Annotated in this window: 19 protein-coding genes; 10 read left to right on the top strand and 9 right to left on the bottom strand. The window is 68.5% G+C overall.

Features of this window, described 5'->3' with window-relative positions:
• The first annotated feature begins 18 nt into the window (after positions 1-18).
• Together N7640_RS13220 and N7640_RS13215 are read left to right on the top strand one after the other, a co-directional pair.
• The gene (locus N7640_RS13220) at positions 19-375 is read left to right on the top strand and encodes a PilZ domain-containing protein (protein ID WP_043310025.1); all 357 of its coding nucleotides are present in this window, start codon (positions 19-21) and stop codon (positions 373-375) included.
• Positions 376-444: 69 nt separating this feature from the next.
• Positions 445-1,230, top strand: coding sequence for a TatD family hydrolase (locus N7640_RS13215; RefSeq protein ID WP_279904391.1), 786 nt, complete (start codon positions 445-447; stop codon positions 1,228-1,230).
• 221 nt (positions 1,231-1,451) lie between these two features.
• Here N7640_RS13215 and N7640_RS13210 read toward each other — a convergent pair whose 3' ends face one another.
• Entirely contained in the window at positions 1,452-2,585 is a 1,134-nt protein-coding gene (locus N7640_RS13210; protein WP_279904392.1) for an aminotransferase class V-fold PLP-dependent enzyme, read from the bottom strand.
• Between the two features lie 75 nt (positions 2,586-2,660).
• Between N7640_RS13210 and N7640_RS13205 the strand changes: the two genes are divergently transcribed.
• The 5 genes from N7640_RS13205 to N7640_RS13185 all read left to right on the top strand — a co-directional run bounded on the left by N7640_RS13205 (position 2,661) and on the right by N7640_RS13185 (position 6,551).
• Complete coding sequence (locus N7640_RS13205; RefSeq protein WP_220815965.1) at positions 2,661-3,299, top strand: TetR/AcrR family transcriptional regulator; 639 nt, start codon at positions 2,661-2,663, stop codon at positions 3,297-3,299.
• A 79-nt stretch (positions 3,300-3,378) separates the two neighbouring features.
• A complete protein-coding gene (locus N7640_RS13200; RefSeq protein ID WP_279904393.1) occupies positions 3,379-4,347 on the top strand; it encodes a radical SAM protein in 969 nt (322 codons plus the stop codon).
• A 29-nt stretch (positions 4,348-4,376) separates the two neighbouring features.
• Entirely contained in the window at positions 4,377-5,270 is an 894-nt protein-coding gene (locus N7640_RS13195) for a radical SAM protein (RefSeq protein ID WP_279904394.1), read from the top strand.
• Positions 5,271-5,359: 89 nt separating this feature from the next.
• Positions 5,360-5,965 carry a DUF4823 domain-containing protein gene (locus N7640_RS13190; RefSeq protein ID WP_279904396.1) on the top strand — a complete coding sequence of 202 codons (606 nt, stop codon included), beginning with the start codon at positions 5,360-5,362 and terminating at the stop codon, positions 5,963-5,965.
• Between the two features lie 16 nt (positions 5,966-5,981).
• A complete protein-coding gene (locus tag N7640_RS13185) occupies positions 5,982-6,551 on the top strand; it encodes a DUF1285 domain-containing protein (protein WP_279904397.1) in 570 nt (189 codons plus the stop codon).
• A gap of 23 nt (positions 6,552-6,574) precedes the next feature.
• On the opposite strand, the gene N7640_RS13180 is transcribed toward N7640_RS13185, so the two are convergent.
• From N7640_RS13180 to N7640_RS13150, 7 genes are all read right to left on the bottom strand, one after another.
• Entirely contained in the window at positions 6,575-7,741 is a 1,167-nt protein-coding gene (locus N7640_RS13180) for an MFS transporter (protein ID WP_279904431.1), read from the bottom strand.
• Between the two features lie 41 nt (positions 7,742-7,782).
• A complete protein-coding gene (locus N7640_RS13175) occupies positions 7,783-8,040 on the bottom strand; it encodes a DUF1272 domain-containing protein (RefSeq protein ID WP_220815970.1) in 258 nt (85 codons plus the stop codon).
• Between the two features lie 120 nt (positions 8,041-8,160).
• The gene (locus N7640_RS13170) at positions 8,161-9,144 is read right to left on the bottom strand and encodes a helix-turn-helix domain-containing protein (protein WP_279904400.1); all 984 of its coding nucleotides are present in this window, start codon (positions 9,142-9,144) and stop codon (positions 8,161-8,163) included.
• Between the two features lie 89 nt (positions 9,145-9,233).
• The gene (locus N7640_RS13165; protein ID WP_279904401.1) at positions 9,234-10,328 is read right to left on the bottom strand and encodes a DNA topoisomerase IB; all 1,095 of its coding nucleotides are present in this window, start codon (positions 10,326-10,328) and stop codon (positions 9,234-9,236) included.
• Positions 10,325-11,017: a DUF421 domain-containing protein gene (locus N7640_RS13160; protein ID WP_279904403.1), complete on the bottom strand. Its 693-nt coding sequence runs from the start codon at positions 11,015-11,017 to the stop codon at positions 10,325-10,327. Before N7640_RS13160 ends, N7640_RS13165 begins: the two co-directional genes overlap by 4 nt.
• Positions 11,018-11,026: 9 nt before the next feature.
• Positions 11,027-11,311 (bottom strand): DUF1652 domain-containing protein, encoded by a 285-nt coding sequence (locus N7640_RS13155; RefSeq protein ID WP_279904404.1) that lies wholly within the window; start codon positions 11,309-11,311, stop codon positions 11,027-11,029.
• Positions 11,312-11,487: 176 nt separating this feature from the next.
• The gene (locus N7640_RS13150; protein WP_220815975.1) at positions 11,488-11,754 is read right to left on the bottom strand and encodes a hypothetical protein; all 267 of its coding nucleotides are present in this window, start codon (positions 11,752-11,754) and stop codon (positions 11,488-11,490) included.
• A 243-nt stretch (positions 11,755-11,997) separates the two neighbouring features.
• Between N7640_RS13150 and N7640_RS13145 the strand changes: the two genes are divergently transcribed.
• The 3 genes from N7640_RS13145 (at position 11,998) to N7640_RS13135 (ending at position 14,682) form a co-directional block, all read left to right on the top strand.
• Complete coding sequence (locus N7640_RS13145) at positions 11,998-12,189, top strand: PLD nuclease N-terminal domain-containing protein (RefSeq protein ID WP_220815976.1); 192 nt, start codon at positions 11,998-12,000, stop codon at positions 12,187-12,189.
• 402 nt (positions 12,190-12,591) lie between these two features.
• Positions 12,592-14,085 carry a sodium/proline symporter PutP gene (gene putP, locus N7640_RS13140; protein WP_279904405.1) on the top strand — a complete coding sequence of 498 codons (1,494 nt, stop codon included), beginning with the start codon at positions 12,592-12,594 and terminating at the stop codon, positions 14,083-14,085.
• Positions 14,086-14,310: 225 nt separating this feature from the next.
• Complete coding sequence (locus tag N7640_RS13135; RefSeq protein ID WP_279904406.1) at positions 14,311-14,682, top strand: hypothetical protein; 372 nt, start codon at positions 14,311-14,313, stop codon at positions 14,680-14,682.
• A gap of 39 nt (positions 14,683-14,721) precedes the next feature.
• On the opposite strand, the gene N7640_RS13130 is transcribed toward N7640_RS13135, so the two are convergent.
• Positions 14,722-19,212, bottom strand: a complete 4,491-nt coding sequence (locus N7640_RS13130; RefSeq protein ID WP_279904407.1) for a retention module-containing protein — start codon at positions 19,210-19,212, stop codon at positions 14,722-14,724.
• Positions 19,213-19,509: the final 297 nt, after the last annotated feature.

Here is a 19,509-nt window from a genome sequence, read left to right as displayed (position 1 = left end):
GTTGCAAGGATATAGTGCATGAGTTTGCCACCGAACCTGGGGCCGCGTAACGGAATCCTGTCGCTGACCATCAAGGACAAGTCGGTGCTGTACGCCGCCTATATGCCTTTCATCCGCAATGGCGGGCTGTTCATCCCCACCGCCAAGAGCTACAAGCTGGGGGACGAGGTGTTCATGCTGCTCAACCTGATGGACGAGCCGGAGAAGATCCCGGTGGCCGGCAAGGTGGTGTGGATCACTCCCAAGGGCGCCCAGGGCAACCGCGCCGCTGGCGTGGGCGTGCAGTTCAACGACGGTGACAATACCGCCCGCAACAAGATCGAGACCTACCTGGCCGGTGCGCTCAAGTCGGACCGCCCGACCCACACCATGTAGGAACACGGCACAGGCTCAACGAGAGGCGCCCGAATCGGGCGCTTCGTCATTTCAGAGACAGAGAATTCCATGCTGGTCGACTCCCACTGCCACCTCGACCGCCTCGACCTGGCGGCCCACGACGGCTCCCTCGACGCGGCCCTGGACGCCGCCCGTGCCCGAGGCGTGGGGCACTTCCTGTGCATCGGGGTCAGCGCTGCTAATGCTGGCGCGGTCAAGGCCCTGGCCGAGCGCTTTGCCGACGTCGACTGCTCGGTGGGCGTGCATCCGCTGGACCTGGAGAAGGGCGAGACCCCGGCGCTGGACTGGCTGCTCGACGAGCTGAACCACCCCAACGTGGTGGCGATCGGCGAGACCGGCCTGGACTACCACTACGAACCCGAGGCGGCCGAGCTGCAGCAGCAGTCTTTCCGTCTGCATCTGGAGGCGGCGAAGACCACCGGCAAGCCGGTGATCGTGCATACCCGCGAGGCGCGCGCCGATACCCTGGCGCTGCTGCGCGAGGCGGCACTGCCGCAGGCCGGCGTGCTGCACTGTTTCACCGAGGACTGGGACATGGCCAAGGCGGCCCTGGACATCGGCTTCTATATCTCTCTTTCCGGCATCGTCACCTTCCGCAACGCCGACGCCCTGCGCGAAGTGGCGCGCAAGGTGCCGGTGGACCGCCTGCTGGTGGAAACCGATTCGCCGTACCTGGCGCCCATCCCCCATCGCGGCAAGCCCAACCTGCCGCAGTACGTGCGTGAGGTGGCGGAATTTCTGGCGATGGTCCGGGGCGAGACGTTCGAGGCGCTGGCCGCGCAGACCACGGCCAACTTCAGGCGGCTGTTCCCGCTGGCCCGGGTCGCATCGTAAAAACGGCAGGCAAAAAAAACCCGGGTTCTGGGGGATGAATCCGGGTCAAGACCATTAGGAGTAAAACGAAGGTACACGATCCACGGTACCTCGACTGGGGGGCACTTGGGGGGAGATGCCGCACACCAGTCTTCTGAGTATTGGTCAGGATTTCCCATCGTCCAGATTGGTCGCGGCGGTTTCTTAAACGTATTTGGAATACCGCCACGGCTGCTGAGCACTCAGCCTTGTCGCAGCTGGCCCAGTACCGCCAGGCTTCGCTCGATCTGCGCCGGGTCGGTATAGAAGTGGGGCGACAGACGGATGCCCTTGCCCCGCTGCGCACAGATCACCTGCCGTTCCCTGAGCCGGGCGAACAGCGCCTGGTTGTCCCAGCCGTCCCGACTGAAGGTCAGGATGCCGGCGCGCCGCGCCGGGTTCAGCGGGCTGTGCAGGCGCACTCCGTCGATCCGCTCCAGGCCTTCCTGCAGTTGCAGCACGCGTTCCTCGATCAGCGCCGCCACCTGTTCCATCCCTACTTCCTCGAGCAGGGACAGGCTGGCCTCCAGGGCCATGGCGCCGAGCATGTTCGGGCTGCCGCACTCGAAGCGGCGGGCGCTGCGGGCCGGCTCCCACTCCGTGCGGTCGTAGTCGCCGGCGTGCTCCAGCATGTGCCAGCCGTATTCGTGCAGGGCCAGTTGCTCGCGCAGGTCGCGGCGGCAATAGAAGACGCCGAGGCCCTCCGGGCCGAGCATCCATTTGTGGCCATCGGCCATGGCGAAGGCGCAGTCGCAGGCCTGGACGTCCAGGGGCTGGGCGCCGAGCTGCTGGATGGCATCGACGCACAGCAGCACGCCGCGCTCCCGGCAACCGGCGCCCAGACGCGGCAGGTCCAGGCGCAGGCCGCTGGCGAACTGCACCGAGCTGATCGACAGCAGCCGGGTGCGCGGCCCGCAGGCGGCCAGCAGGGCGCCTTCCGGGTCGCTGCCGGCCAGGCTGACCTGCACCACCTCCACGCCGCGCGGTTTGAGGGCCTCCCAGACGATGCGGTTGGAGGGGAATTCCTCGTCGCTGATCACCACCTGGTCGCCGCTTTTCCAGTCCAGGCCGAAGGCGACGAAGGACAGCGCCTCCGAGGTGTTCTTCACCAGCGCGATGTCGGCTGTGCCCGAGGCGTTGAGCAGGCGCGCCAGGCGTTCGCGCAGGCGCTTCTCCACCTGCAGCCACTGCGGGTAGTCGCGCGCGCCGCTGCGGATGTTCTCCTGGGCGAAGCGCTGCACGGCTTCGCTGGCCCGTTTCGGCCAGGGTGCGACGGCGGCGTGGTTGAGATAGCAGAGGTCGCGATCGAGAGGGAATTCGTCGTTTAAATTGGGCATTGGGCCGATGATCCGTGCATTTTGGCGCTGAACAGGCATAATGGCGCGCTTCGATTTTTATCCTGTAGTCACTTCATGAACAAAGAACCTCGCAAAGTCCGTGAATTCCGTCGTCGCGAACAGGAAATTCTCGATACCGCGCTCAAGCTCTTCCTTGAATTGGGTGAAGACAGCGTTACCGTCGAGATGATCGCCGATGCGGTCGGCATCGGCAAAGGCACCATCTACAAGCACTTCAAGTCCAAGGCCGAGGTCTACCTGCGCCTGATGCTGGACTACGAGCGCGACCTCAACGCCCTGTTCCTGTCCGACGACGTGGCCCGCGACAAGGAAGCCCTGTCCCGCGCCTACTTCGAATTCCGTATGCAGGACCCCCAGCGCTATCGCCTGTTCGATCGCCTGGAGGAAAAGGTGGCCAAGGGCAACCAGGTGCCCGAGATGGTCGAGCAACTGCACAAGATACGCGCCTCCAACTTCGAGCGCCTGACCCAGCTGATCAAAGGCCGCATCGCCGAAGGCAAGCTGGAGGACGTGCCGCCGTACTTCCACTACTGCGCCGCCTGGGCCCTGGTGCACGGCGCCGTGGCGCTGTACCACTCGCCGTTCTGGAGCGGCGTGCTGGAGGATCAGGAAGGCTTTTTCCAGTTCCTCATGGACATCGGCGTGCGCATGGGCAACAAGCGCAAGCGCGACAGCGAAACGCCCTCGGCCTGACGCCATTCAGCCCGCCAATGATGCGCTCACGCGGTCGGCGGCGGGCATATACTCCGGGTGAACACCGCCGGAGCCTTCCATGATCGTCGACCGCCAGGGGCGCCGTTTCCGCAACCTGCGTATCAGCCTGACGGCCGCCTGCAACTATGCCTGCACTTATTGCGTGCCCGACGGCAAGCGCCTGGTGGCGGCGCAGGACGAACTCTCCGCCGAGGCCATGGTGCGCGGTGTCGCCTACCTGATGGAGGCGGCCGGCATCGAGTGCCTGCGCATCACCGGCGGCGAGCCGCTGGTCAGCCCCAAGCTCGATCACTTCCTGCACGAGACCAGCCGGCTGGGTCTGCAGGACATCGGCCTGACCACCAACGGCCAACTGCTCACACGCAAGCTGCCGCTGCTGGTGGAGTGCGGGCTCAAGCGCATCAACGTCTCCCTGGATACCCTCGACCCGGTTGCCTTCAGGCGCATCGCCCGCGGCGGCGACCTGCCGACCGTGCTGCAGGGCCTGGACCAGGCGCGGGCGGCGGGGCTCAAGGTGAAGGTCAACATGGTGCCGCTGCGCGGGCAGAACCACGACCAGGTGCTGCCGATGCTCGACTACTGCCTGGAGCGGGGCTTCGAGCTGCGCTTCATCGAGCTGATGCGCATGGGCCACCTGGCCCGCGAAGGCGCCAGCTTCCAGCAGCAGTTCTACGGCATGGCCGAGCTGCTGGAGACGGTTGCCGGCCGCCATGCCTTCGTCCAGGCCCCGGCACCGCTGGACGCCACGGCGCTGCGCTATGAGATTCCCGGCCGCGGCTTCTTCGGCGTGATCGCCAACGAGAGCGTGCCGTTCTGCCGCACCTGCTCGCGCCTGCGCCTGTCCTCGACGGGCTGGCTGCACGGCTGCCTGTCGTCGAGCAACCGCCACTACGTTGGCGACCTGCTCGACAAGCCCCGCCACCAGGCGCTGCCGGCGCTGCAGCGCCTGCTGGTGCGCGCGCTGGCGGATAAACAGGACATCGCCTTCGCCGGCGGTGTCACCGTGATGAAGATCATCGGCGGCTGATTCGTCGCCCGGTTCCCATAAGAAATCCCATGACTGCCGAATTCCCCATCGCCTATATCGAACCGGTGTTCCGACCGCCGAGCGAAGCCCATTCCCTGATCCTGCCGGTGACCAACGGCTGCTCCTGGAACAACTGCACCTTCTGCGAGATGTACACGGCGCCGCAGAAGAAATTCCGCGCCCGGGACGAGGACCAGGTGCTCGACGAGATCCGCCGCGCCGGCGAGCGCCTGATCGTCCAGCGCGTGTTCCTCGCCGACGGCGATGCCCTGGTGCTGCCGACGCGGCGCCTGCTGAACATCCTGGTCGCCATCCGCGAGCACATGCCCGATGTGCGGCGCGTCTCCAGCTACTGCCTGCCGCGCAACCTGCGCAAGAAGTCGGTGGAGGAGCTTCGCGAACTGGCCGACGCCGGCTTGGGGATGGCCTACGTCGGCTGCGAGTCCGGCGACGACGAGGTGCTGGCGCGGGTCAACAAGGGCGAGACCTTCGCCTCCAGCCTCAGCGCGCTGGAGAAGCTGGGCGAGGCGGGCATCACTCGTTCGGTGATGATCCTCAACGGCCTCGGCGGCACCGCCCTGAGCGAGCAGCACGCCGACAACTCGGCGCGCCTGATGAACGCCGCGCAACCGGAATTCCTCTCCACCCTGGTGGTCAGCTTCCCCATGGGCGAGGCGCGTTTCCGCACCGGCTTCGAGGATTTCCAGCCGCTCGGCCAGCGCCAGCTGTTCCTCGAGGTGCAGCGCTTGCTGCAGGGGCTGGAACTGCGCGACACCGTGTTCCGCAGCGATCACGCCTCCAACTACCTGGTGCTCAAGGGCAACCTGGGCGCCGACAAGGAGAGGCTGCTGGCCCAGGTGCGCCAGGCCATCGAGCGGCCGCAGAGCGTGGGGCTTCGCCAGGAGTGGCAGCGCGGGCTGTGAGCAGATGCGGCGGCGGAGAGCTGTTGGCGCGGAAGCTGCTATGCCTTTCTATCCGCCGGTTTTCCGTCGCCGGCAGGGAGGAAAATCCGATGCGTAGCTTTATTCTGTTGCTGGTGCTGGGTGCGCTCGGCGGCTGCATGAAAGTCAGCGACATGGCCGCGGGCACCGAGTACCACCTGCGCGATGCCGGCGTGCTCGACCACAGCGACACCCGCCGCTCCGCCTCCTGGCGGCTGCAGGCCGACTCCTTCATCTTCATCTCCCAGGGGCACTACGTGCCGCCGGGAGAGGCCCACCCAAGGCCCAACGTGGTGGCGCAGGAGGCTTTCAAGGCCTTCGTCGAGTACTTCCCGCTGGTGCGCCGCGCCAGTGCGCCCCAGGGCCTGGACGAGGCGATGAACGACGCGCGCACGGCCGGCGCACACTACCTGCTGTACACCCGCTTCGCCGACGCCGACGACCGCATTGGCACGCTGACGGAATGGGAGGACCAGGAGGCGCTGGACCGGGTAGGGGTCGACTCCGGGGTGATCCAGCTGATGCTGATCGAGACCAGCACCCGCTACCTGGTGGACACCGCACGCATCCGCAACCGAGGCGGTTTTCTGACACTCTACGACAACCAGCCGGCCGACCAGCTGCGCGCGCCGTTCGAGCAGTACGCGCGGACGTTGCTGGGCGTGAGCGCCCGCTGAGCAGAAGGAGACAAGCATGAGCGACCCGGGCAAGGCCAACGACCTGCTGGCGCAGATTCCCAAGGGCGAAGGCAAGGGCCTGCCGCCGGTGCACCTGTGGAACCCCGATTTCTGTGGCGACATCGACATGCGCATCGCCCGGGACGGCACCTGGTACTACTTGGGCACGCCGATCGGGCGCAAGCCCATGGTCAAGCTGTTCTCCACCATCATCCGCCGCGACGACGACAAGTACTTCCTGATCACCCCGGTGGAGAAGGTCGGCATCGTGGTCGACGACGCGCCGTTCGTGGCGGTGACGCTGCAGGTCGTCGGCGAGGGCGAGGTGCAGGTGCTGCGCTTCACCACCAATGTCGACGAGGAGATCGAGGCCGGTACCGAGCACCCGTTGCGGGTGGAGCTGGACCCCGAGACCCAGGAGCCCTCGCCCTACCTGCATGTGCGCCGCAACCTGGAGGCGCTGGTGCACCGCAACGTGTTCTACCAGCTGGTGGAGCTGGCGGTGGAGCGACAGATCGAGGGGCGGACCTGGCTGGGCGTGTGGAGCGGCGGCGAGTTCTTCCCCATCGGGCCGCTGCCGGAGTGAACCGGCGCGTCCGATGAGCCGCGTCAGGCTTGCCGGGGCTGCCGCGCGCCGGCGGCGAGCGCGGCCAGCGCCACCGCCAGCAGACCGAGCATCGCCAGGTTCACCGGGCTCCAGCCCAGGCCGCTGATCAGCGCGCCCGAGGCGAACGAGGCGGCCGCCGCCACACCGCCGTTGCCCAGTTCCATCAGGCCCTGCGCCTGGCCGCTTTCCTCGGGCCCGTGGCCCTGGCCGAGCAGGGTGGTGCCGGCCACCAGCATCAGGTTCCAGCCCATGCCGAGCAGCAGGGACGAAATCAGGAAGTAGGCGTGCCGCTCGCCGCTCAGGGCGATGGCGGCGCTGGCCGCCAGCAGCACGATGCCGAGCAGCGCCACCCGTGGGCAGCCCAGGCGGTCCACCAGCGGGCCGGCGACGAAGGCCGGCAGGAACATGCCGACCATGTGCCAGCGGATCACCTCGGCGCCGGCCTCCAGCGGCAGGCCGCAGAAGCTCATCGCCAGGGGCGTGGCATTCATCACCAGGACCATCAGGCCGTTGCCGATCGCGGTGATCAGCACTGCGGCGCGCACCCGCGGCCGCGCCAGCAGGGCGCGCATGCCCGCCCAGCCGCGCCGGGCCGGCGGTGGCAGCGCACCCTGGCGCAGGCCCAGGAGCAGCGGCACGGCCAGCGCGGCGAGCAGCGAAACCAGCAGGTAGGCGCCGACGAAGGGGCGGGCCAGGGCGCCCTGTGCCCACAGCGTCAGGGTCGGCGCCAGCAGAGCCGCGCACAGGCCGCCGCCGATCACCCAGGCGGTGGCGCGGCCCTTGTGCGCCGCGTCCACCGCCTCCAGCGCGGCGAAGCGGTAGTACATCGCCGAGGCCTGGTAGATGCCGATGGGCAGGGCGCCGAGGCAGAACAGCCAGAAGTCCGCCAGCCACACCCCGACCGCGCTGAGCAGGCCGCCGCCGATGCCCGCGCCGGCGCCCAGCAGCAGTCCCGCGCGGCGTCCGCGGCGCTGCATGAACTGCGACAGCGGTTGGGTCGCCAGCAGGTAGCCGAGCACCAGCAGGGCCAGGGGCAGGGTGGCCAGGCCGTTGAGCGGCGCCAGCTGCAGGCCGACCAGTGAGGTCAGGGTGATGCCGATCATCGCGCAGCTCCAGAACAGCGCCTGGGCGAGGAACAGGCGCAGCAGCGTGGGGTTGCTCAGGAGCAGCAGCGAAGTGCTACCGGCGGCGGTCTTGCTCGGTGAGCCGCTCACGATGCCTGCTCCCGGGCCGCGCAGCCGGCCGGGTTGTGGGTGCGTTCGGCGGTGGCGGGGAAGCGTTCCAGCTTGCCGGCGGGGCGGACCGGACGGCGCACCAGTTCGCCGCCGCAGTTGGGGCAGTGGCCGTGCAGGCGCGCTTCGGCGCAGTCCTGGCAGAAGGTGCATTCGAAGGAGCAGATGCGGGCGTCGGGCGAGTCGGGCGGCAGGTCGCGGTCGCAGCATTCGCAGCCGGGTCGTAGTTGCAGCATGGTGTTTTCCTCAATTGAGTGTTGCTGGCGAGTGCCGTGGCTCCGCGAAGCTTCGCTGTGCTGGCTCTGTTCGCGGACAAGTCCGCTCCCACAGGGATTGGGCTTATCGATGACTGAGGTTCAAGCGAAGCGTTCGGCGTAGTCCTGGGGGCTCACCGAGAGGTGCTTGTGGAAGGTGCGGCGCAGGTTTTCCGGGTGGCGGAAGCCGGTCAGCCGGGCCACGGTGCCGATCGACGCGCCGCTGTCCTGCAGCAGGTTGCGTGCGGCTTCCAGGCGCAGTTGCTCGACGTAGCGGCCGGGCCCCATGCCCAGTTCTTGGACGAACAGCCGCGACAGGCTGCGGGGCGAGAGGTTGGCCTGCCGGGCCAGGGCCTCCAGCGACAGGTCGGCGGACAGGTGCTGGGCCATCCATTCGAGCAGGCCGAGCAGGCGCGGCGTGCGGCTGGCGTCCGGGGCGAGCAGGGCGCTGAATTGCGCCTGGCCGCCGGGGCGGCGCAGGAACATCACCAGGCGGCGGGCCACAGCCAGGGCTAGCGGGCGGCCCAGGTCGGCCTCGATCAGCGCCAGGGCCAGGTCGATGCCGGCGGTGACCCCGGCCGAGGTGAACACATGGGGGTCGCCGTCGCGGCCGCTCGGGTCGTAGGTGTGCAGGCGGTCGCCGTCCACCTCGATGCGCTCGTGGCAGCACAGGGCAGCCACGTCGGCCCAGTGGGTGGTGGCGCGGCGGCCGTCGAGCAGGCCGGCGGCGGCCAGGATCAGCGCGCCGGAGCAGACCGAGCCGAGGCGCCGGGTGTGCGGCTCCGCGTCGCGCAGCCAGGCCAGCAGCGGCAGGTTGGCGCACTGCACCGTCTCGCCCAGGCCGCCGGGCACCAGCAGGGTGTCCAGTTCGCCGGGCGCGCAGTCGCGCCAGGCGCGGTCGGCGACGATGCGCAGGCCGGCGGAGGTCGCCACCGGACCGGCCTCGTCGGCCAGCACCAGCAGGCGATAGGCTTCGGCCCGGCCGAGGCGGCGCAGTTCGACGTTGGCCGAGGCGAACACCTGCAGCGGGCCGGTGATGTCGAGGCTCATCACGTCGGGGTAGATCAGGCTGGCGACGGTCTTCACCGGGGCGCTCCTCCATTGGCTGGAGGCCAGTCTGGACCGGCGCCCGTCTGGCAACAAGGACAACAGGCCCACAGATCTTGCCAAACGGCTCAGTCGGCCCTGGCCAGCTTCTCCAGAAAACGCAGCAGCAGGCTCTCTTCCTCGCGCAGCCCCTGGCGCGGCCGCGCGGCGCGCAGTTCGGCCAGGCTGCCGTCGAGGAAGGCGTCGATCACCGCCGGGTGGATGTAGCACTTGCGGCAGATGGCCGGGGTGTTGCCGAGCAGGCGCGCCACCTGGCGGGTGACGTCCACCACCTGGCTTTTGGCCTCGGTGGCGCTGGTCGGGCGCAGCTCGCGCAGGCGCTGCAGCGCCAGGGCGGTGCCGGCCCAGGTGCGATAGTCCTTGGCAGTGAAGTCGGCGCCGGCGTGGGTCTGCAGGTACTGGTTGACGTCCGCCGAGCTGACGCCGCGCCGCTCGCCGTTCTCGTCCAGGTACTGGAACAGCTGCTGGCCGGGCAACTCCATGCAGCGCCGCACCGCCCGCGCTAGGCGCGGGTGGGTGAGGCTGACGCGGTGCTCGATGCCGCTCTTGCCGCGGAAGTGGAAGCGGATGGCGCCGCCGTTCACCTGCACATGGCGGTTGCGCAGGGTGGTGAGGCCGAAGGACTTGTTGTCCCGCGCGTACTGCGGGTTGCCGATCCGGATCAGGGTGGAGTCGAGCAGCGACACCACCGTGGCCATCACCTTGTCGCGGCCCAGTTCGCGCAGGGCCAGGTGGCTTTCCACCTGGCGGCGCAGGCCGGGCAGGGTACGGCCGAAGTCGAGCAGGCGCTCGTACTTGTTGCAGTCGCGCACTTCGCGCCAGCGCGGGTGGTAGCGGTACTGCTTGCGCCCGCGCGCGTCGCGCCCGACTGCCTGCAGGTGGCCGTGCGGGTCGGGGCAGATCCACACGTCGGTGTAGGCCGGCGGAATCGCCAGGGCGTTGATCCGGCGGATCTCGTCTTCGTCGCGGATGCGCTCGCCATCGGCGTCGAAGTAGGCGAAGCGCCCGCGCAGCTTGCGCCGGCGGATGCCCGCCTGGCGGTCGTCGACGTACACCAGGTCCGGCGGCAGCGGTGGGCACAGCGCGGTGCCGGTGTCCTCGCGCTCGTCGGCGGGCAGCGGCCGGGTGCCCTTGGCCAGTGGCGGGACTTGTTGTTCGCTCATCGTTCGCGCTCCCCATCCAGGGCATGGCTCCAGAGTGTGCCACCGCAGCGCGTGCATCCGCAGCCCTGGCCGGCCTGCTGGGGCTGTGGATGGCCGCAGCGGACGCAGGCGTACAGGCCGTCCCCGGGCACCTGCCGATAGGTCGGGTTGAGCGGCTCGGGCAGCACCGACAGGCCGCTGCGGGTCGCCTCGGCGGGGAAGAAGTACAGGCTCAGGTCGCCGTCCACTTCGAGGATGCCCAGGCGCACCTGGCCCAGGTGTTCCACGCCGGCGCGGCGCAGCTCCATGTGGAATTCGTCGCTGGAGATGTTCTGCTCGTCCAGGGTACCCAGCTCGAACAGGCCGTCGCGGATGATCACCACCGGCTTGCCCTCGACCCAGCCGCCGAAGCGCGGGCTGTGCTTCATCACCCGGGTGGTGAGGTTGTAGAGCAGGAGCAGGGTGGCGAACACCACGATCACCGGCAGCAGCGGCACGTCGTCGTAGAAGGACACGTCGCCGGCCGCCGAGCCGAGGGTGAGGATCACCACCAGCTCGAACACCGACAGCTGGCGCACGCCGCGCCGGCCGGAGATCTTGAGGAACACGAACACCGCCACATAGGCGAAGACGGCCCTCAGCGCCACTTCCCCGAGGAACGCCAGCGGGAAGTCGTGAAGCAGGATGCGTTGCCAGTCGAAGGCTTCCAAGGCGAGTCCTCAGCCGATCTGCGGGTTGCTCCAGGGCATCGACCAGGGGGTGAGCTCGTAGCCGTCCTTGCTCAGCTCCAGGCGCGCCAGCTCGATCAGGCCGGCCAGGCGGGTGGGGTCGCCGTACTGCGAGCGCGCCACGTGGGCCTGGGACAGCAGCTCCACGTCGCTGTCGTCGAACACGCGGAAGGAGAAGCTGGCGTCCTCACGGTCCGCCCGGGTCTCGCAGGCATGCGGCAGGAAGGCCTGTTCGACGATGGCCATGGCTTCTTCGAGGGTGATGGCGCTGCTCATGCTGCTCTCTCCGTCTGTGGTTGAGAGGATTCGTCGATCGGTAGCGCAGTCGCGCCGAAATCGACAGACCTAGTGAGTAGACGGGACGGCAGGCGTTAGGTTCGAGAAAAGCGAAGCCCCCTCGGCCAGGTAGCCGAGGGGGCTTCGGGTGGTGCGGCAGGCCGGGGGGCGAAGTGTTACTCGGGCATGCTCCAGGGATCGAGGGAGTAGCCCTGGCTGCGGATCTGCTCGCGCGAGCGGGTCAGGACGTCGGCGAGTTGTTCCGGGTCGCGGTAGGTGCGGCTGTCGATGCAGGCCTGGCCGACTCGGTTGTTGGTGCGGTCGATCACCGTGAGGTTGAGTTCGCCGGTGCCGTCCTGCGGCTGCCAGGCAACACACTGGAAGGGTTGGAAGGCGCGGCCTGCGATCAGAAGTGCTTCGTTGACGCGGAGCGAGGTGTTCATGGGTCTGTTCTCCGAGGATGCCCAATGTGCGATCTGGCCTGCGAAAGCACGTATTGCCGCGGCCTGTGAACAATGGATGATCAATCCTGACCTTGGAGTCACATGCTGTCGTAAAAACGTAGGAATATGTCGCATGTGAGTGTTTTTTCGGGTGTTTCACGTTTCGCTGGGCGCGAAATAGGGCGTTCCCGCGGGTGGCGGCTATCCTTATTCCGGACCTTCCCTCGTCACAGGAGTGTCGTCATGGGTTCCACCCTCAGCGGTCTGGTCAGTCTGATCATCCTCGCCCTGGACATCTGGGCGATCATCAACGTGGTCAAGAGCAGCACGGATACCGGCAAGAAGGTTCTCTGGGTGCTGCTGATCCTGTTCCTGCCGGTGCTCGGCCTGATCATCTGGGCGCTGGCCGGGCCGCGCGGCAACGTGCGCCTCTAGAGCCGCGCGCGCAGATCCCATCGATGCGCCCCGCACTCCGGAGTTTTGCGAAAAAACTCCGGAGCTTTTCGCAAGAACCCGTCACGTGGCTGTCACTAGAGTCCTGCATCCCGCTCCGGGGGCAGGGTTTTCGCGTTGCGCTTGTGTCGCCTCGGCGATGGGCTACAACCGAAGAGAGAGCCCCGCTCTGTCGCCGCTTTCGGCAGAGCACGGGATGCGGGCGCTGCGGTCGTTTCCGGGAGGGGAGCGATATGATGTGGCGCCGCTTGCGGGCGTCCGCCTTGCACGGCCCCGGTTCAACGATCGGGGTGTTCCAGCGTCCGCCACGAGCGGGCGTGTTCGCCAACCCGTCGCGGGCTACCGGCCGCGACGCATAACAACAAGCGAGAGGGTATCCACCCCATGACAGCTAGCACCCCCATGCTGATTACCTTCGTGGTGTACATCGCCGCGATGATCGCGATCGGCTTCGCCGCCTATCTGGCCACCAAGAACTTCTCCGACTACATCCTCGGCGGCCGCAGCCTCGGCAGCTTCGTCACCGCGCTGTCCGCCGGCGCCTCCGACATGAGCGGCTGGCTGCTGATGGGCCTGCCGGGCGCCATCTTCGTCGCCGGCATTTCCGAGAGCTGGATCGCCATCGGCCTGATCATCGGCGCCTGGCTCAACTGGCTGTTCGTCGCCGGTCGCCTGCGCGTGCAGACCGAGCACAACGGCAACGCCCTGACCCTGCCGGACTTCTTCACCAACCGCTTCGAGGACACCAGCAAGGTCCTGCGCATCTTCTCGGCGCTGGTGATCCTGGTGTTCTTCACCATCTACTGCGCCTCCGGCGTGGTGGCCGGCGCCCGCCTGTTCGAGAGCACCTTCGGCCTGTCCTACGGCACCGCGCTGTGGGTCGGCGCCGCGGCGACCATCCTCTACGTGTTCATCGGCGGCTTCCTGGCAGTGAGCTGGACCGACACCGTGCAGGCCACCATGATGATCTTCGCCCTGCTCATCACCCCGGTGTTCGTGATCCTCGCCCTGGGCGACTTCGATACTGCGATGACCACCATCGAGCAGGCCAACCCGGCCAACTTCGACATGTTCCGCAACCTGTCCTTCATCGCGATCATTTCGCTGATGGGCTGGGGACTGGGCTACTTCGGCCAGCCGCACATCCTGGTGCGCTTCATGGCCGCCGATTCGGTCAAGTCGATCCCGGCGGCGCGCCGCATCGGCATGGCCTGGATGATCCTGTGCCTGGGCGGTGCCGTGGCCGTAGGCTTCTTCGGCATCGCCTACTTCGCCAACAACCCGGCCCTGGCCGGCCCGGTCACCGAGAACGGCGAGCGCGTGTTCATCGAGCTGACCAAGATCCTGTTCAACCCGTGGGTTGCCGGCGTGGTCCTGTCCGCCATCCTGGCCGCGGTGATGAGCACCCTGAGCTGCCAGCTGCTGGTCTGCTCCAGCGCCCTGACCGAGGACTTCTACAAGGCCTTCCTGCGCAAGGGCGCCTCGCAGAAGGAACTGGTCTGGGTCGGCCGCGGCATGGTGCTGCTGATCGCGGTGATCGCCATCCTCATTGCCCAGAACCCCGAGAGCAAGGTGCTGGGCCTGGTGGCCTACGCCTGGGCCGGCTTCGGCGCCGCCTTCGGTCCGGTGGTGATCCTGTCGCTGATGTGGAAGGGCATGACCCGCAACGGCGCCCTGGCCGGCATGGTGGTCGGCGCCGCGACCGTGATCATCTGGAAGAACTGGATCGGCCTGGGCCTGTACGAGATCATTCCGGGCTTCATCCTCGGCACCATCGCCATCCTGGTGTTCAGCCGCATCGGCAACGGTCCGAGCCAGAGCATGCTGAAACGCTTCGACGAGGCGGAGAAGGAATACCAGGACGCCCACATCCGCTGAGGTATCCGCTGGCGGGCCGCGACGCGGCCGGCCGGCCGGTTTCCCGCAAGGCCCCATGCCCACCGGCATGGGGCCTTCGCGTTTCCGGGGTGACGGCGTAGCAAATTGACGCAATTGGCTGCCGTGCATCGCATGCGGCCCGCCCGCCGGCGGGGTCTCACGAACAGGTGCATGCCTGGGCGCCGGCGACGGCCGGCGCTTGCTCCGCGGTCGAAGGAGGCCGCCATGATTCGTCGAATGCTGTTCTGCCTCGTGCTCGGGTTCGCTGCCAGCGGTTGCGTCGCCTATGGCGGTGGCTATGCGCCGGGTCACGAGGTGTATTATCAGGAGGTTCGTCCGCTGCCCCGGGGCTACGATGATCGCGACTACCGCTGGCACCGCGATCGCTACCAGGAGCGGCGCCATTCCCACTACGCGCCGGGCCGTGACGGCCACTACCGCTGGCACGGCGAGTACCGTCGCCACGACAACCACAGGCCGCGCGCCGACTGGCGGCCACGTTACGACGACCGGCGCGGCTGGCAGCGCCACGACGGTTGGCGGCAGCCGCACCACCGCCCGCACCACGAGATACGCGGCCGGGCGATGAGGCGCTGAGGCGACGACGGGGCGGGTCAGGAGGCCCGCCCCGTCGCGTTATGCGTCCAGCCTGGCGGACGGATCGGCGCCGGCCACCAGCGAGTTGATGATCGCCGCGGGCAGGATGCCCGGATCGCCGCCGTCCAGCGGCAGCCCATCGCCCCCGCCGCCCGGCAGGGGGCTTTCCACGACCGGAGGCGGAATGTCAGTGCCGGCCTCGAACGCGATGTAGGCGCCGATATCCCCGCCGTCTTCCTGCAACAGATCGCTGAGGTCGATGCTCTCCTGGTTCGGTTCGAGGCCGCTGCCGGACGACGTATCGTCGGCCGGGCGGTCGAAGGCGTTGTCCGCGATCAGCAGGGCATCCTCGCGCTCGTCCAGCAGCAGGGCGGCGCTGCTGGCGTCGTCCGCCGCGCCGCTGGCGAGCGGGGCCATGCGTCCGCCGGTGGCGCCGCTTTCCAGGGTCAGGTGGAGGGTGGCGGTGGCCTGGCTGCCGTCGCCGTCCGCGATGGTGTAGAGCACCTTGAAGGTGACGTCCTGGGTGATCTTGAAGCCGGTGACCGGGTTGAAGCTGTAGTTGCCGCTGTGGGCGTCGATCTTCAGCAGACCGATCTCGGCGCCCAGGTCCAGCTGGTAGAAGTCGCCGTCGAAGGTCGCGGGCAGGTCGCCGGTGCCGTCGCCATCGCTGTCCAGGCTGACCGCGACGATCTTCTGGGCGGCCGCGCCGTCGGCGCCGAAGTCGTCGGCGACGTTGCCGGAGACGCTGCCGTCGAGCAGGCCGCCGACCTGCACGGTGCCCTGCAGCACGCCGTTGAGGTCGAGCGGGTTGACCACCACGATGGTGTTGGGGTTGTGCACGGTGCTTTCCTGGACGAAGTCGCCCGGGTCGTGGAGCACGCCGTCGTCGGTGTTCCAGGTCAGCGGCGGGTTGCCGCTCGGCGACCAGGCCACGGTGTCCAGGTTGCTCTTGGCGTAGTCGTTGACCAGTTCGCTGCCGATGCCCACCGCGTAGACGGAATCCACGCCCTTGTCGGTGAGGAAGTCCACCCAGCCGTCCCGCTCGCTGGAGGAGATCGACACCGAGGGCCGGTTGGCGCCCAGCGGGGTGGCCGGGTAGCCGTCGGAGAGGAAGTAGACGTAGGTGTGGTCGACGTCCGGCGGGGTGCCGTAGTTGGCCTGGACCTGCCTCAGGGCGTCGTCGAAGTTGGTGCCGATGCCGGTACCGACACCGCGGATGGCGGCGATGGCGGCTGCGGGGTCGTTGAACCAGCCGTGGTAGGTGGCGTTGTCGTCGAAGGTCACCAGCATCACGTTCTGCAGGCTGCCGCCGTAGCTGGTGATCAGGTTCTCCAGGGCGTTCTGGGCCAGGGCCAGGCGCGTGGTGGTGCCGCCGCCCGGCAGGCTGACCACGCCGCCGAGGAACGGGCTGACCATGGTCGCCGAGGTGTCGAGCATGATCACCAGGTTGACCGTGGCCGCCGTGCTGCCCTCGGTCAGTACCACGAAGTCGTCCACCGCCACGGGCGCCGCGTCGGCGACGTTGACGGTAACGGTCGCCTCGGCGCTGTAGGCGTCGCCGTCGAAGGCCTGGTAGCCGAAGGTGGGCGCGGGGCCGTCGTTGGTCGAGTCGAAGTCGCCCGGCGGCAGGTAGGTCAGCAGGCCGCTGGCGGCGTCGGCCGCGCTGATCACGGCGGTGCCCGCGGCGACGGCGGCCGCGCTGACGGCCACGCCGTTGATCTGCAGGGTGCCGTGGTCGGGCAGCGAGGTGATGCGGAAGCTGTCCACCGCGTCGCCGATATCCGGATCGCTGCCGGACAGGGCGATGACCAGCGGCGCGCCGCCCTGAACGGCGTTGGCCGACAGGTCGACGGCTTGGGGCGCATCGTTGACCGGGGTGATGCCGATGCTGACGGTGACGATGTTGCCGTCGACGGTGCCGTCGTTGGCCCGGTAGGTGAAGCTGTCGGCGGTGGTCTCGCTGCCGTTGTGGGTGTAGCTGAAGGTGCCGTCGGCGTTCAGCGTCAGGGTGCCGTTGACGGGGCCGGAGACCAGGATCGCGCTGAGCGGGTCGCCGTCGGCGTCGCTGTCGTTGGCCAGCACGCTGGTGGCGCCGCCGACCAGCACGGTGGCGGTGCCGCCCTCGGCGACCACGATGCTGTCGGCCAGCGAGACCGGCGCGTCGTTGAGCGGGTTGACGCCGATGGTCACCGTGCTGGTGGCGAAGCCGCCGTTGCCGTCGGAAACGGTGACGACGAAGCTATCCGGGCCGTTGTAGCCAGCGTTCGGGGTGTAGGTGAAGGCGCCGGTGGCCGGGTTGAGCACCACGCTGCCGTTGCTCGGCGCACCGGTGGCGGTGAAGCTGAGCGTGTCGCCCTCGATGTCGGCACCGGTGACGGTGCTGCTGATCGGTACGTTCTCGTCGGTGACTAGGCCCAGGTCGCTGGTGGTCGGGGCGTCGTTGACCGGGGTGACGGTGATGGCCACCGCGTCGGTGCTGGTGTCGGTGCCGTCGCTGGCGAGGATGGTCAGGGTGTCCGGGCCGTTGTAGTCGGGGGCCGGGGTATAGGTGAGCTGGGCCATGGCGTTGTTGATCGCCGCCTGGCTGCCGGTCAGCACCAGGGTGCTGGTGCCCGCGCCGCTGACGCCCGCGCCGAGCCCGTTGAGGCCGACGTCGAGCACGCCGTGGGTGACGCTGAGGGTGACGGTGAGGCTGTCCAGTTCCGGGTCGAACACGCCGAGGGCATTGCTGGTGGCCAGGGAGAAGACCTTGCTGATGTCCTCCGGGGTGGTCTGCGCCTGCGGCACGTGGATGATCGGCGCGTCGTTGACCGGGGTGATGGTGATGTCCAGGGTCGAGCTGGCGCTGTCGGTGCCGTCGCTGAGGGTGAAGATCACCTGGGGCACGGTGCCGTTGTAGTTGGGCAGTGGGGTGAAGGTGTAGGTGCCGTCGCCGTCGATCCGCAGGGTGCCGACCAGCGGGATCTGCACCGGCGTGCCCACCGGGTGTTGCACCAGCGGCGCGGCGGCGAAGCGGAAGCCGGTGATGCTCAGGGCGTCGCCGTCCACGTCGCTGGCGTGGGTCAGCAGGTTGCCGCTGACCACGCTGTCTTCCGGGCCGCTGTTGGTTTCCGGAGCGGCCAGCGGCGGGTCGTTGACCGGAGTGACGGTGATCGCGACGCTGTCGGTGGCGGTCGCCTGGCCGTCGCTGCTGCTGATGGTCAGGGTGTCCGGGCCGTGGTAGTTGGCGTCCGGGGTGTAGGTGAGCTGGGCCATGGCGTTGTTGATCGCCACGTGGCTGCCGGTCAGCACCAGAGTGCCAGTCCCGCTGCCGCTGACCGTGACGCCGAGCAGGTTGAGGCCCACTTCCAGCACGCCGTGCTGCACGCTCAGGGTGGTGGTCAGCGTGTCCAGGTCGACGTCGAAGGCGCCGAGGGCGTTGCTGGTCAGCAGAGAAAAGGTCAGCGGCGTGTCTTCCGGGGTGGTCTGCGCCTGGGGCACGTGGTGGAAGGGCGGGTCGTTGACCGGCGTGACGTCGATGCTGACGGTGGTGCTGGCGCTGCTGCTGCCATCGCTGATGGTGTAGGTGATGACCGGCACCGGGCCGTGGTAGTTGGGCAGCGGGGTGAAGCTGAAGCTGCCGTTGGGGTTGACCAGCAGAGTGCCGACGAGGGGGATGGCGACCGGACTGCCGAGGGGCTGGCCGACCAGCGGCTGGGTGCTCAAGGTGAAGCCGGTGATGACCAGGCTGTCGCCGTCGGCATCGAAGTCGTTGCTCAGCAGGTTGCCGCTGATCGAGCCGCCCTCGGCCAGGGTGTAGCTGTCGGCGACCGCCACCGGCGGCGTGTTGGCGACCGGGCCGGGCGGGGTGACCGGCGTCTCGGGTTCCTCCACGGGCGGCTCCGGCTCCTCGATCGGGGGCTCGGGCTCTTCCACCGGCGGCTCGGGTTGTTCGACCGGCGGTTCCGGTTCCTCCACAGGCGGCTCCGGCGCTTCCGGCTCCGGTTCCGGCTCGATGGGCGGCGGTTCCGCCGCGGCGGCGGCGGGGACGGAGTCGTCGATGCGCTCGTCACGCTCGAGGGTGCGGGGGGCGAAGTCCAGGCCGCGGGTCTCGAAGCCCACCTGCGGGTCCAGTTCGGCGGCGGTGGCGTCCAGCATCACGAAGCCGTGGCCGCCGGCGATGCCGCTGCCGCCGCTGGTGGTGCCGGGGTTGGCGCCGGCGGCGGTGGCCGGCAGCTCGGTGGTCGGGTCGGCGCCGGCGGCGATGGCCTGTTGCAGTTCGTCCGCCGAGGGCGCATCGCTGACAGCCTCTGCTGGGGCGGCGGTGACCGCGGGCCGGTCGCCGGCCGGGGCGGGCCACTGGCTGGCGCGGCCCAGGTCGACGGTCTGTCCGTCATCGAGCGTCAGGCTGATCCGCCCAGTCTCGCCGGTCTGCACCTGTTCGCCGCGGAACAGGCGGTCGCCCTCGACCAGCAGGCGCCGGACACCGTCGGGAGACAAGGCCATCACCTGGCCGACGACGGTTTTCACAACAGCGATGACATTGCTCATGACGGACTCTCCTTTGTCTGGCTTCCGCAGGCTTCCCGACGTACGCCGGCGAGACGCCGGCGTCGTGTTTGCTACGGTGCGGCAACTTTTTATCGCCAGAAATTTGTCATATTCCCGGCGGTTATTGTGTTAATGCCAAAGTATTGACCATGCGGCGGCCATGCTAAACAATCGCCCCCGCCATGTCACTTTGCTATGGCGCGGCGTCTTCCCCGGTCCCGATCAACGGTCGTGTCGCCGGCCGCGGCGGCGGGGCGCGTGGAACCTGAAGGAGTTGGCGGGCCGGGCTCGCCGGAG

This window comes from Pseudomonas sp. GD04015 (assembly GCF_029837675.1).
Taxonomy (GTDB): domain Bacteria; phylum Pseudomonadota; class Gammaproteobacteria; order Pseudomonadales; family Pseudomonadaceae; genus Aquipseudomonas; species Aquipseudomonas paralcaligenes.
This window is presented reverse-complemented; position numbering and strand designations above follow the sequence as displayed.